Here is a 12,733-nt window from a genome sequence, read left to right on the forward strand (position 1 = left end):
TGCTATGGCCAAGGAATCCAGTTATATTAAGCAAGCGTCAACCCACGTGGCTGGCTTGGAAAACATGAATTATCAGCAGCTCAGCCTTGACTCTTAGCTCTATTGTCGGCGCCAAGACAGATGGGGGACTATGGCCAGCGATACCATCGGGGTCAGCTCAGCGAGTTTGGGACGGGCAGCCATTCGAGAGCGCAACTACGGCACTGCTTTGCAGTTGCTCCGGCGAGCTTATCGTGCGGATCCCAGCCCAGAGAATGCCCGTTGGCTGGCCACTGCCTATGAAGAAGCGGGGTACCTGCAATTGGCCGCTCTGTACCGAGAATTGGCCCAAGAGCGCAGGAAGACTCCCAAAGCGATTCAATTTCAAGCCCCCAAACCTCCCGGCATCCTTGAAGAGCTGAAACAGCCACCGCTTGAACCGCCGGATCGCAAGACCATTCCCTTGCCGCAGCCGATCCCACGCCCAACCCCGCCCGCATCTCCTCCGGATCAGCCAATTTGGGTTTACAAGCCCACCCCCATCGATCCCAAAAGCATCAGCCGCCAAGCGCCCCTTCGACCTCAAGCTGCAGAGCCTGCCCCTTCCCCTCAACCATCGGCGGAGAGGGACGACTATCTGCCGGTTCAGCACGCCCCGGATTTGAAAAACCCGCAGCAGGGATCCCCCTTTGTGCGGCGACTGAACCAACTGCATCGTCAGTTTAAGGATCAGCCCACGGCAGAGCTAGCGCTACAACTGGCGGAAGCCTACGACGAGCAGAAGAACTTCAAAGAAGCCCAGCGCTACTACCGAGAGGTTTTGGATCTGGATGACTCTTGGCTGTTACGACCGATGGTGCAAGAGCGCCTAGAAGAGCTGCGGCAACTGCAGGAGCCAACAGCCGAACAGAATCCTTGGGCAGATCTCTCAGCCCAAAACTTGCTCAAGCTAGGAGAAAAGTTGGAACAGGAAGGGGAAGTGGCTCGTGCCGAGCAAGTTTACCGGCAGATCCTGAAAATGGATGTCACCCTGGATGTCCATGCTAAGGCTCGCAAGGGTCTAAACCGGCTCTATCCCGACGGAAAGCGGTGATTTGCAGGCCACTCCATTCCCCTCACTCGGCGCAATGGGGAAGCAGCTCACCCTTCCCGAGGATCGAGGGCGTCCCGCAAACCATCCCCCAGCAGGTTAAAGGATAGAGAGGTCAGCACCACCATCAAAGTGGGGGCCAGCACCAGCCAGGGCTGTAGGATGATCACCGAAGCGTTGGTGGCCAGCGAGAGCATGTTGCCCCAAGAGGCAGCCGGCTGTTGGATCCCCAACCCGATGAGGCTCAGCACCGACTCTGCCGCAATGTAGCCGGGCACCGCCAAGGTTGCCGAGATCACCACATAAGTAGCTGTCTGGGGCAAAATATGCCGCACCAGCAGATACAGGGATCCCGCCCCGGCCACCCGCGCTGCCTGCACAAAGTCCCGCTCTCGCAAGGACAGCACCTGCCCGCGAATCACTCTGGCTAGGCCCGCCCAACCGACAAAAGAGAGGATCACCACAATCACCAAGAAGCGCTCGGCATTGCTGAAGGGCACCCCGGTCAGCGGATTTACCTGCAACACCGCTGCCAGCGACACCAGCAGATACAGCGTCGGAATCGACATCAACACCTCTGCCAAGCGCATCAGGAGCGTATCCACCCAGCCCCCAAAGTAGCCGGATATGGCTCCCACCAGCAGGCCAATGGGGAAAGAGATGCCAATGCCCACCAAGCCGATAAACAGGCTGACGCGCCCACCATAGACCAAGCGACTGAAATAGTCTCGACCTTGATCATCGGTGCCCAGCAGGTGTAGCCGTGCCACAGAGGGCTCTTCGCCGATTGGGGATCCCACCTGTCCCTCTTCTGCAACAGGCCGCAGCGGGACGGTGCCGAACAGATGCCGATTGGAGGGGATCAACCCCAACCAACGGTAGGGGGTGCCGACCACAAACAAGCGGATCCCGGCGGGACGGCTGGTATCCACCAAGAGCGGGCGTTCTCCCGTTTCCAGATCCACTGGCCCCTGGCGGGTTGGATAAACGTGGGGCCCAATCCAAGCGCCCGATTCATCCCAAAAGTGAATGGCGGTGGGCGGCAGAAGGGATCCCCCCGGTTGAGATTCCAGTGGGCTGTAGGGGGCAACGAACTCGGCAAAAATGGCGCAGGCGTAGAAAACAAGAAGAATGTAGGCTCCTGCTTGGGCCCATCGATTGCGGCGAAGCCGTTTCCACCACTGCATAAGGCAGAGATTCCAGTCGAGTCCAGTTGAACCAAATGCCAGCAGTGTAGCTGATCGTGTCTTGTTCCAGTTGCAGAGAGGGCTGCAAGGTGTCACCGATTCATGCTGGCAGGACGAGTCCCTTCCCCAGTCCAAGACAAGCTCAGCCTGCCAAGGAATAGCTGGGGCTGTAGAGGGCCGTCATCTCCATCCGCACCGCAGCAATCGTCTGGGGCAGCACCCCCACCAGCCGTGCCAAAATGTCATCGGGCAATTGGCTAACCAAATCCGCAGAGAAAAATTCCTCTAAGCTAAAGAGCAAAACCCGCGCCCGCTGGGCCGGCAAAGGATTGTCGGTGATTTGCTGCAGCCAACGCATCCAGTGCAGTCGCTTGGCATAGGCATTTTGCCGCTCTTGGTAGTCTTGCGGATGCAGCAAAACCACATCCCCAATGGGGACAACGCCGCTGGACTCCACATCCAATGGCCCCCCAACAGCAGCACCCGGCCCGGCAAACTCGGCATGAAACGTCTTGCAGATGATCAGGGCGTTGTGCCGCTGGGGATCCACCATCAGCAATTGCCCACTGCTGAGGGTTCGAATCAGCTGGCCAGGCTCAACTCGCTGAACCAGACTACGGCTGGGGGGAAGCTCGCTCATAGATCTCAGGATATCCTAACCTTCCCTTGCCTTACATGGTATCTTTAACTTTCTCAGAGCTGCTTGACGCAATCTTCATACTGAGCCCTCTATCGAGACTTTGCATGAGACTTTGCATGGTGAGTATTGCCAGAGGGTCTTCTTCAGGCTGCCGTTGGGCTGAGGCTGATCTTGCCGGTAACATGGATTCTGGTGTCTCCAGCTTGGCAGCGGCCAATGCGACGGGCGTAGGGGTAGCCGGCACTGTGCAGCTCTTGCAAGAGGTCTGAGGTGTAGCCGGGATCCACCGCCACCAGCAAGCCCCCGCTGGTTTGGGGATCTGCCAGCAGCAGTTGCTGCCACTCGGGCAGGGATTCTGCCTGTACCCCCTCATAGCCCTGCCAATTGCGACGAGCCGCCCCTGGAAAGATCCCCGCCTCTGCCAGCGAGAGCGCTTCTGCCAAAAACGGAATGGAAGCCAGATCCAAACTGGCCCCCACCCCCGAGCCGCGACAGACTTCCAGCAAGTGTCCCACCAGGCCAAACCCTGTTACATCCGTCATGGCGTGAACTTGCGGTCGCCGAGCCAGTTGCGAGCCGATGCGATTCAGCTGGGTCATCACCTGCAAAACTTCCGCGTAGCCTGCCGCACTGAGCTGACCCTTTTTCAGAGCGGTGGTCATCACCCCGATCCCCAGCGGCTTGGTCAGGATCAGATCGTCCCCGGCTTGGGCCGTGGCATTGCGGCGAATGTGGTGTGGATGGGCCAAACCTGCTGCTACCAAGCCGAAGATGGGCTCCGGCGAATCGATGGAGTGCCCCCCGGCCAAAGGGATCCCGGCTTCTTGGCAAACCTGGATCCCTCCGGCCATGATCCCTTGGATGGCCTGCATCGGCAGGGTATTGACCGGCATGCCCAAAACTGCCAAAGCCAGAATGGGAGTGCCCCCCATCGCGTAGACATCGGAAAGGGCATTGGTCGCCGCGATCCGACCAAAATCCACCGGCTCATCCACAATCGGCATGAAGAAGTCGGTGGTCAAAATTAGGGCTTGGTGGTCGTTTAGTTGATAGACAGCCGCATCATCGCTGGTTTCAGCTCCCACCAACAAAGCCGGATTTGGGGATAGCAGGGGCACATCCCTGAGAATTTGTTGCAGCAGGGCCGGGGCAATTTTACAGCCGCAGCCACCGCCGTGGGAGTACTGGGTGAGGCGAATGGGAGCATCCATAGATTCAAGAAAAGGGAAAAAACATCAGCTGACTTTACTGTAGCGGCATCTGCAGGCAGTCGAGAAATGGACACGCTGAGTTAAGGTTAAAGGGATCCCACTATCCATAGCGTTGCCATGTCTTTTGTTCCTTTGCATCTCCACAGCGAATACAGCCTCTTGGATGGCGCCAGCCAATTGCCGCGTCTGATCGAGCAGGTGGTCGCTATGGGTTTGCCGGGGCTGGCCCTGACGGATCACGGTGTCATGTATGGGGCGTTAGAGCTGGTGAAACTGTGTAAAAGCAAAGGGATTACTCCAATCATCGGCAATGAAATGTATGTAATCAACGGCGATATCCGCGACAAAAGCCGCAAGTACCCCAAGTATCACCAAGTGGTTCTGGCCAAAAATACCCAGGGCTACAAAAACCTAGTGAAGCTAACCACCATTTCCCATCTACATGGCATTCAAGGGAAAGGGATTTTCTCTCGCCCCTGCATCAACAAAGAGTATTTGGTGCAATACAAAGAAGGGCTGATCGTCACCAGCGGCTGCTTGGCAGGAGAAGTGCCTCAAGCTATTTTGCAGCGGCGGCCAGAAATTGCCCGTGAAGTTGCCGCTTGGTACCAAGAGCAGTTTGGGGATGATTATTACATCGAGATTCAGGATCACGGTTATCAAGAAGATCGCTTTGTCAATGTGCAGTTGGTGCGCATCGCCCGCGAATTGGGGATCCCGATCATCCTCACCAACGATAGCCATTTTATTTCCTGCTGGGATGTAGAGGCCCACGATGCGCTGCTCTGCATTCAAACAGGCAGATCCCTTACTGAAAAAAATCGCCTTCGCTACACCGGAACCGAATACCTGAAAAGCCCAGAAGAGATGCGCCGTCTCTGCCGTGACCATTTGGAACAGGAGGTGATTGACGAGGCCATCGCCAACACCCTGAAGGTGCTGGAAAAGATCGAGGGCTATGACCTATTTGGGGAAATGCGCATGCCCGACTACCCGGTTCCACCGGGCCATTCTGCCGATAGCTATCTCACAGAATTGGCCTGGCAGGGGCTGGCGAAGCGCTGCGGTGTTGCTCAGCCGGATCAGATCCCCCAAAACTACCAGGAGCGCCTGCGCTTTGAGCTGAACATCATCCAACAAAAGGGCTTCTCCAGCTATTTCCTGGTGGTCTGGGACTACGTTCGCTATGCCCGCGAGCAGGGGATCCCGGTGGGGCCGGGACGAGGCTCGGCAGCAGGATCCCTGGTGGCCTATGCCCTACAAATTACCAACATTGACCCGGTTAAATACGGCCTACTGTTTGAGCGATTTCTCAATCCAGAGCGGCAATCGATGCCGGATATCGATACGGATTTTTGCATCGAGCGGCGGGGAGAGCTGATCGACTATGTGACCCGCAAATATGGCCAAGAGCGAGTCGCCCAGATCATCACCTTTAACCGCATGACCTCTAAAGCCATTCTCAAAGATGTCGGTCGAGTCTTAGACATTCCCTACTCAGAAGCCGACAAAATGGCGAAATTGATCCCGGTATCCCGAGGCAAGCCCGCAAAATTGGAAGAGATGATTGGCGAGGATACTCCCGCTCCAGAGTTCAAAGAAAAATACGAGAAAGACCCAACCACCCACCGCTGGATCGAGCTGGCACGTTTGTTGGAGGGCACCAACAAAACCTTCGGGGTTCACGCTGCCGGTGTGGTGATTGCTAAGGATCCCTTAGATGAGATCGTGCCTCTGCAGTACAACAATGAAGGCCAAATTATCACCCAGTACTCGATGGAAGATATCGAGTCTTTGGGCTTGCTGAAGATGGACTTTTTGGGTCTGCGCAACCTGACGATGATTCAGCGGGCGGTGGAACTGATCCGAGAACACAATGGCGTCAACATAGATCTGGATAACCTGCCCCTAGATGACAAGAAAACCTATCAACTGCTGGAAAAGGGAGAGCTGGAAGGGATCTTCCAACTGGAATCTTCTGGCATGAAGCAGGTGGTGCGGGAGCTCAAACCTTCCAACCTGGAAGATATTTCTTCAGTATTGGCCTTGTACCGGCCAGGCCCATTGGATACGGGAATGATCCCCGACTTTATCGATCGCAAGCACGGTCGCAAACCGGTAACCTATGCCCACGAACTCCTCAAGCCCATTCTTCAGGATACCTACGGAGCCATCCTCTACCAGGAACAGATCATGCGCATTGCCCAAGACATGGCCGGATACACCTTAGGCCAAGCCGATCTGCTGCGGCGAGCGATGGGGAAAAAGAAAGTCTCCGAGATGGAGAAACACCGCGAGCAATTTGTGCAGGGGGCAGCCAAGCGGGGTGTAAGCCAAGAAGTTGCCACAGAATTGTTTGATCAAATGGTTGCTTTTGCCGAGTATTGCTTCAATAAATCGCATTCTACTGCCTATGGGTTGATTACTTTTCAAACAGCTTACCTCAAGGCCAATTACCCAACGGAATATATGGCAGCCTTGCTCTCTTCTGTGGGGGGAGATCAGGACAAGGTACAGCGCTACATTACCTATTGCTTGTCAATTGGGATCCAAATTCAGCCGCCGGATATCAACCGTTCTGGAATGGACTTTACTCCCCAGGGATCCAGCATTTTGTTTGGCCTGGGGGCAGTGAAGAATGTAGGGGAGGGGGCCATTCAAAACATTTTGGCTGCCCGTCAAGCTGATGGCCCCTTCACCTCTCTGGCGGATTTTTGCCAGCGGGTGGATCTGCGCATTGTTAACCGTCGTGCCCTGGAGGCCCTGATTTGTGCGGGCGCTTTTGATTGTATTTCTGGAAATCGTAAACAACTAATTGCCGATTTGGATCCCATCCTCAGTTGGGCAGCGCAGCGAGCCAAGTCCAAAGCCATCGGCCAAGCCAGCTTGTTCGATCTACTGGGGAGCAATAGCAGCGCCGGCAATGGATTTGTGGAGGCTCCGCGTGGGCCGGCTACTGAAGATTTTCCACCCCAGGAAAAGTTGAGGCTAGAACGGGAGCTGCTGGGGTTTTATGTCTCGGATCATCCGCTGCGGCGCATTCAGGAGCAAGCGCGGCTGCTGGCCCCTGTAAACCTAGCTGACTTGGGCGGCTGCGCAGCCGATGCCTCTGTGGGCGTTCTCGCCCTGGTGACTGCTATTAAAAATGTCACAACCAAGAAAGGGGATCGCATGGCCATTTTGCAACTGGAAGATCTCACCGGCAGTTGTGAAGCAGTGATCTTCCCCAAAACCTATGAACGTTTGCGCGGTTGCCTGGAGGTGGATCAACGGCTATTGGTTTGGGCCAAAGTGGATCAGCGGGATGAACAGGTGCAACTGATTGTGGAAGATTTACAACCGATTGAATCTGTTAGTTGGGTAACGGTGGAGATCCCTCTCGACTCTGCTGGGACACTGGAGGATCGATACCGTTTACAGACGCTAATCGCTCGCCAACGCTCGGAAATTAAAGAAGAAAATCGCATTCCTGTCGTGGCTGCCATCACCGCCCATCCCCATACCCTTTGGGTGAGAATGGGATCCCAATTTTGGGTTAACAATGCCCAAGCCGCCGTTGAAGCCCTGCGTCAAGCCGGCTACACCGCCCGCAGCGAATCGCTGCTCTCTCCATAGGCATGGCAGAGAAAGCTCCGGCAGCAGCAGGAGAAATTCAACGGAGCTGTTTCTCAAGCCAAGCCCGCAACTGGCTCACCGTCAGCCGAGGGGAAGGACGTGGCAAAGGTCGCTCGGGATCCCCTGCCAGGGTGAGCACGGGAACTTCCAGTTGGTATTGCTCCCACCAACTCGGGTTGGAGGTGATGTCGCGGACTTCCAGATCACGGATTTCGGGGATCTGCCGCAACTTATCGGCCAAGCCTTCGCACAGGTGGCAGCCGGGCTTGCTGTAGAGAATCAGCGCAGGCCAAGGGGATGGCATAGCGGATCCCTAGCGAGTGACGCTACAGGCCAGCCGCCGGTGTTGTAGGGAAGGCATCTGCCGCCTGACCAACTGGAAACGCTCTGGGTTAATTTCAGCAATGGCCACCCCCGGTTTTTCGCCACCCGCATCCGCCAAGATAGTCCCCCAGGGGTCCACGATCATGGCATGGCCGTGACACTGTCGCCGCTCGTAGTGGGTGCCCACCTGGGCGGGGGCTATCACGTAACAGGTGTTCTCAATGGCCCGGCATTGCAGCAAAACCTGCCAGTGATCCCGACCCGTGTAGGCCGTGAAGGCGGCAGGGATGAGCAAAATCTGGGCTCCGCGATCCACCAGGGATCGGTACAGCTCTGGAAAGCGTACGTCGTAGCAGACCGACAAACCGAGGTTCCCCAGTTGCTCTTGCTCGCAGGTGACCACCTCATCTCCGCTGACCACCGTGTTCGACTCGCGGTAGGTATTGCCGTCGGGCAGATTGACATCGAACAGGTGGATTTTGCGATAGCGGGCCAGCTCTTTGCCGTCAGGGCTGTAGAGGGCAGCGGTATTGTAAACTTTGCCCTGCCCGTCCGGCACAGGATACCCTCCTCCCAAAATAAATACTTGGTAACGCTGGGCCATCTTGGCCAAAAACTCCTCCGCCCGCTCCGCAATCTCAGGAGCAAGGCGGGCTTTCTCGGCTTCCGGCCCCATGAAGGCAAAGTTTTCTGGTAGCGTCACCAGCTCGCATCCCTGGCGCACTGCAAAGTCGATCCACTCTTCCGCCTGCTGCAAGTTGCTGGCCAGATCGGGAATGCTGGTCATTTGAATGGCGGCTGCCAGATAAGAGCGCATAGACGGAAACTCCAAAGGATGCTAAAGGGGATCCGGCCGGCTAGCCGACCAGATGCCACCAGCCGAAGGCAGGCCCTACAAATCGGATCACCACCCAAATGATGGCCAGGAGAATGATGCCTGCCCAAGCGCCACGGGTTGTCCAATTGTAGATGGCGCGAGCTTGCCCTTTGGTGAGGGGAATATCCTTGAGGTTGGGAAACACCAGCTCTTGGTCGGGATCTTGGCTGATGCGGGTTTTACGGCGCTTCGCTTCGCCCATGGGGTGGCCTCCAAGTTCTTCGCTGGGGTGGCGACTTTTATCTTAAGGCCTTCTGCCTTGGTCACAAGACTGGGTTGACATCCATCTGCATCACAATCGCCTACTTGTGCCATCGGGCCACGCCAATCCATCCCTAGCCGGAAATCCACAAAGGGGATCCCTGGTGCTCTTGGGGACGATTGCCATCCTCTTCGGTAATGGCCACAGCCCGCACCCATTCTGTAGATTCAAACACCGGCGGTAGGCGCAGCTCCTGTTGGCGATTTCCTGTTTCATCCACCGGAAAAGCTGCCACGAGAACGGCCCCCGCCCTATCGGTGGTAAAGGGCGCCTCCGGTTCCAGCACCACCCACAGGGCATAGACCCGGCCTTCCGGCAAAGGCGGCAACCCTTGGGCCACCAATCGCCCTTGCAGGCGCTGGGGATCCACCTCAAGCTTGACCGAGCCGGCCAGGTTCTCCGCAGTCGGCTGCAATTCATAGGTCAACACCTCGCCAGGGATCCCTTGCGTCTGGGCTAGCTGCAGCCTGCGCCACAGGTAGAGGTTCCCCAGCCCCAAAGCGACGATCAAGCCTGCGGCCACTGCCCCCAAGCCCCGCTGCCAGAGACGGGATCCCTTGGCAATCCAGGCGGGGGTGCGCATCGGTTGGGCCGCCTGCTCCGCATGTGCCTGCAACAGAGAAGCCCGCAGGGCGGGGGGAGGTTGCTTTTCCTCCACGCCGTAGGCTGTCTCCAACGCCCGTTGCAACGCTTGCAGTTCTCGGTGCAGCTCCGGGCGCAGCTTGAGCAAGGCTTCCAGCCGCTCGGCCTCTTCCGGGGAGAGATCCCCCAGCACGTAGCCCGCCAGCCACAGTTGCAGTTCTTCGGGAGACACAGATTCGGCTTTCATGAGGGGCCTCCCAACAACTCGCGCAGCCGCAGCAGAGCCCGCCGGGCTCTGGCTTTGACCGTTCCCAAAGGCAGATCCAGTTGCTTGGCAATTTCCGTTTGGCTCATGCCTTCGTAATAGGCCATCTTTAAGACTTGCCGTTGACTTTCGGACAACTCGGCCAAGGCCGTTTGCACCTCGGCCACCCGTTCCGCTTGGGCCAACTGCTCCAAGGTGGGATCCGCAGCAGGACTACCCTGCAATTCCACTCTGCCCTGTTCCAGGGAGCGCTGTCGATTCCGCCAAGAGCGCAGCCGATCCAAACAGCGAGAGCGAGCCAAGATGCTCAGGTAGGTGCGCAGGGATCCCCGTTTGGGATCAAAGGAGGAACGAGCCAAGTTCAAAAAAATATCCTGGGTGAGATCTTCGGCTTCGGCAGTGTTGCCCAGCATTTTGCAGGCAATTCCGTACACCAAGCCGGCATGTCGGTCGTAGAGAATGGCCAGAGCTTGTGACCGGCCTGCTTTTAGGGCTGCAAACACCTCTGCATCGGTTTTTTCCTGCAGGGATCCCTCAGCTTTGTCACCCTCGATCTTCATGAGTGGGAAGAGGAAACGGGATGGAAAAGAGAAAGAAACTGCAGAGGCACAAGCATCGCCCAGAGTAATCCAAGCAGGGCAGCGGCTCTCATAATTTATCGTCTGCATAGGCGGAGGTCAACCCCGAGCTAAGGGGAGATAGAAGACCCAATCCTGAGCTGGGATCGGGCCGGGTCAAGGATCAACAGCAGCAACGATCTCAAAACGATTCCAACAATTGGTTCCAAATCAATGAATCCAAAACATTGATTAATGTTGATTAACCTTGATTTAGATAGGCAAATGGGAATCGGCTTTCCTAGAGGGCGGCCAAGCCAAAGAACGGCCCACCCGGCAGGGTGCCCAGGGATGTGGCCCGACCGGTGTTGAGGTCAATTCGATACAAGGTGGAGCCGCCGATGGCAAAGCCGGTATCCACCCCATCAGCAGTACGGATGTCAAACCCGCCCACAGGGCCGAAGTTCACCCCCAGGGGGCCAATGGGCACCTGAACCCCATCGTTGGGGGGATTCTGCAACACCAGCAGGTTCCGTTGCCCGTCGATGTTCAGCAGCCGCGTGGATTGGGCACCCGCCACATTGTTGGTGTAGGCGGCGGCGGTGATGGCCGGCTGGGATCCCTGTAGTTCCATTGGGCCAAAGGCCAAAGGTCTATCTTGGATCACTTCGCCCGTATCCACATTGATGCGGAAGTTCTGGCCATTGGCTCCCACCAAGCGCAGCCGATCCGGAACAGGGTTGAAATCCATGCCAGAAAGCGTGCCCGCGGTGAAGGGAACCGACAGAGTGCTGGCCACGGTAGCGACACCGGTCTGCAAGTTGATGGTGTAAAGGATGCTGGTGTCGGTGAGTCCATAGAGCAGTCGGTTGGCAGGACGCACATCGATACCAATGAGGTTGCCGTTCACTCCTGTTACCGTCAGGGATCCCTGCACAAAGGCATCGGCAGAGCGGATGAAAGTGAGGCGGTTGCCGCTGCTCAAAGCCACCAAATCCGCTTGGGAAGGCATCATCGAAGACGAAGTGCTGCTGCCGCAGCCCAACAGGGCAAAACCACCGGCTACCACAGAGGCTGCTACAAAGCTCGGGTGTTTGTGCATTGAAAATGCTCCTCAAAAGATCGACAAACCATCAAAACCACTGACAGACAAGCCCCCCTAAACCACAGAGCCTGTGGCTGCAAAGCGCTGCAGTGAAAACTTTTTTGCCCTCAACCCAGAGAACTCTGCGATTCCCTCTGCCTTGTACTGAAGGCAGTTGTTCTCCGCGATGTCAGCGCGTGGGGCGCGTCTGTAGAAATTACTCAACTCCTGGAAACTCGGATGCGTGGGATCCAAGCTTTTTGGCCCAGACTTTAACTGGAAGCGCTGGTGTAAAAGCGCAGGGCAAAGCGCCAGAAGAGATGGGATCCCCACAACAGCCCTGCCGCCAGCAGAGCGGATCCCAGCAGCCACGGCCATTGGGCTCGCCCCAGCAGGGTCTCCGCCGGGATGGTGGTCAGGAAAGCCACCGGCACGACGAAGGTGAAAAACACGCGGTAGGCCACCGGATAGGCCACTATCGGAAATCGTCCTGCCTCTACTAGGCCCCGCAGCACCTCGGTGACGTTGTAGATTTTGACAAACCAAATGCTGGTGGCTCCCAACATAAACCAGAGGCTGTAGAGGATGATCAGCCCCAGCAGCAGAGGCAGCAGCCCCAGAGCATAGGCCCAAGCAGGCAAATGGAGCTGGATCCCAGCGTAGAGAATCAGCAACAGGCCAAAGCCGATATCCACCAGGCCCCAGGGGGAAAACACCCTGGCCGACAGCCAAAACTGGCTGCTTATTGGCTTTAGCAAAACAAAATCCAAGGTGCCTTCCTGCACCTGCTGCACAATGCGATTGAGGTTGACGTTAAAGAGACTGGCCGACACCCCCTGCAGAATGGTGAACACCCCCAACACGATGAGGGCTTCCGGCCAACTCCAACCGCCCAGCCGGTGCCCCTGCTGGTAAAACAACGACAGCCCAAACAGAGCGGATCCCAAGCCACCCAGACTGCTGAGGCTGGCAAAGAAAAAATTGGCACGGTACTCCATTTCTGCCGCGATTGAGGTGCTCCAAAACAGCCACAATATCCGCAAATAGCGCAGCACCTTGG

Annotated in this window: 12 protein-coding genes; 2 read left to right on the plus strand and 10 right to left on the minus strand. The window is 56.8% G+C overall.

Annotation, left to right across the window (positions count from 1 at the left end; translation table 11 throughout):
* Window positions 1-130 precede the first annotated feature (130 nt).
* Window positions 131-1,072: a hypothetical protein gene (locus NW805_RS04725; protein ID WP_414421813.1), complete on the plus strand. Its 942-nt coding sequence runs from the start codon at window positions 131-133 to the stop codon at window positions 1,070-1,072.
* 47 nt (window positions 1,073-1,119) lie between these two features.
* Here the strand turns inward: NW805_RS04725 and NW805_RS04730 are convergent, their stop codons facing one another.
* From NW805_RS04730 to selD, 3 genes are all read right to left on the minus strand, one after another.
* Window positions 1,120-2,256 carry an ABC transporter permease gene (locus NW805_RS04730; RefSeq protein ID WP_414421814.1) on the minus strand — a complete coding sequence of 379 codons (1,137 nt, stop codon included), beginning with the start codon at window positions 2,254-2,256 and terminating at the stop codon, window positions 1,120-1,122.
* Between the two features lie 142 nt (window positions 2,257-2,398).
* Complete coding sequence (locus NW805_RS04735) at window positions 2,399-2,896, minus strand: hypothetical protein (protein ID WP_414421815.1); 498 nt, start codon at window positions 2,894-2,896, stop codon at window positions 2,399-2,401.
* Between the two features lie 143 nt (window positions 2,897-3,039).
* Window positions 3,040-4,107: a selenide, water dikinase SelD gene (gene selD / locus NW805_RS04740; RefSeq protein ID WP_414421816.1), complete on the minus strand. Its 1,068-nt coding sequence runs from the start codon at window positions 4,105-4,107 to the stop codon at window positions 3,040-3,042.
* 117 nt (window positions 4,108-4,224) lie between these two features.
* On the opposite strand from selD, the gene NW805_RS04745 reads away from it, so the two are divergent.
* Window positions 4,225-7,722, plus strand: coding sequence for a DNA polymerase III subunit alpha (locus tag NW805_RS04745; protein ID WP_414421817.1), 3,498 nt, complete (start codon window positions 4,225-4,227; stop codon window positions 7,720-7,722).
* A gap of 37 nt (window positions 7,723-7,759) precedes the next feature.
* Here NW805_RS04745 and NW805_RS04750 read toward each other — a convergent pair whose 3' ends face one another.
* The 7 genes from NW805_RS04750 to NW805_RS04780 all read right to left on the minus strand — a co-directional run bounded on the left by NW805_RS04750 (window position 7,760) and on the right by NW805_RS04780 (window position 12,728).
* Complete coding sequence (locus NW805_RS04750; RefSeq protein ID WP_414381901.1) at window positions 7,760-8,026, minus strand: glutaredoxin family protein; 267 nt, start codon at window positions 8,024-8,026, stop codon at window positions 7,760-7,762.
* A gap of 9 nt (window positions 8,027-8,035) precedes the next feature.
* Window positions 8,036-8,863: a carbon-nitrogen hydrolase family protein gene (locus NW805_RS04755; RefSeq protein WP_414329233.1), complete on the minus strand. Its 828-nt coding sequence runs from the start codon at window positions 8,861-8,863 to the stop codon at window positions 8,036-8,038.
* A gap of 40 nt (window positions 8,864-8,903) precedes the next feature.
* On the minus strand, window positions 8,904-9,125 hold the full coding sequence (locus NW805_RS04760; protein ID WP_414329235.1) for a DUF2839 domain-containing protein: 222 nt from the start codon (window positions 9,123-9,125) through the stop codon (window positions 8,904-8,906).
* A gap of 133 nt (window positions 9,126-9,258) precedes the next feature.
* A complete protein-coding gene (locus NW805_RS04765; RefSeq protein ID WP_414421818.1) occupies window positions 9,259-10,014 on the minus strand; it encodes an anti-sigma factor domain-containing protein in 756 nt (251 codons plus the stop codon).
* Complete coding sequence (locus tag NW805_RS04770) at window positions 10,011-10,592, minus strand: sigma-70 family RNA polymerase sigma factor (RefSeq protein ID WP_414421819.1); 582 nt, start codon at window positions 10,590-10,592, stop codon at window positions 10,011-10,013. Before NW805_RS04770 ends, NW805_RS04765 begins: the two co-directional genes overlap by 4 nt.
* Window positions 10,593-10,890: 298 nt before the next feature.
* A complete protein-coding gene (locus tag NW805_RS04775; RefSeq protein ID WP_414421820.1) occupies window positions 10,891-11,691 on the minus strand; it encodes a DUF4394 domain-containing protein in 801 nt (266 codons plus the stop codon).
* 254 nt (window positions 11,692-11,945) lie between these two features.
* On the minus strand, window positions 11,946-12,728 hold the full coding sequence (locus tag NW805_RS04780) for an ABC transporter permease (RefSeq protein ID WP_414349888.1): 783 nt from the start codon (window positions 12,726-12,728) through the stop codon (window positions 11,946-11,948).
* Window positions 12,729-12,733 lie beyond the last annotated feature (5 nt).

The organism is Synechococcus sp. W60.1, from assembly GCF_047461575.1.
Lineage (GTDB): Bacteria > Cyanobacteriota > Cyanobacteriia > Thermostichales > Thermostichaceae > Thermostichus.

Excerpts from the sequence above, each read along its gene's own strand:
- NW805_RS04725 (WP_414421813.1), top strand. The coding sequence starts at position 131 with ATGGCCAGCGATACCATCGGGGTCAGCTCAGCGAGTTTGGGACGGGCA.
- NW805_RS04730 (WP_414421814.1), bottom strand. The coding sequence starts at position 2,256 with ATGCAGTGGTGGAAACGGCTTCGCCGCAATCGATGGGCCCAAGCAGGA.
- NW805_RS04735 (WP_414421815.1), bottom strand. The coding sequence starts at position 2,896 with ATGAGCGAGCTTCCCCCCAGCCGTAGTCTGGTTCAGCGAGTTGAGCCT.
- selD (WP_414421816.1), bottom strand. The coding sequence starts at position 4,107 with ATGGATGCTCCCATTCGCCTCACCCAGTACTCCCACGGCGGTGGCTGC.
- NW805_RS04745 (WP_414421817.1), top strand. The coding sequence starts at position 4,225 with ATGTCTTTTGTTCCTTTGCATCTCCACAGCGAATACAGCCTCTTGGAT.
- NW805_RS04750 (WP_414381901.1), bottom strand. The coding sequence starts at position 8,026 with ATGCCATCCCCTTGGCCTGCGCTGATTCTCTACAGCAAGCCCGGCTGC.
- NW805_RS04755 (WP_414329233.1), bottom strand. The coding sequence starts at position 8,863 with ATGCGCTCTTATCTGGCAGCCGCCATTCAAATGACCAGCATTCCCGAT.
- NW805_RS04760 (WP_414329235.1), bottom strand. The coding sequence starts at position 9,125 with ATGGGCGAAGCGAAGCGCCGTAAAACCCGCATCAGCCAAGATCCCGAC.
- NW805_RS04765 (WP_414421818.1), bottom strand. The coding sequence starts at position 10,014 with ATGAAAGCCGAATCTGTGTCTCCCGAAGAACTGCAACTGTGGCTGGCG.
- NW805_RS04770 (WP_414421819.1), bottom strand. The coding sequence starts at position 10,592 with ATGAAGATCGAGGGTGACAAAGCTGAGGGATCCCTGCAGGAAAAAACC.
- NW805_RS04775 (WP_414421820.1), bottom strand. The coding sequence starts at position 11,691 with ATGCACAAACACCCGAGCTTTGTAGCAGCCTCTGTGGTAGCCGGTGGT.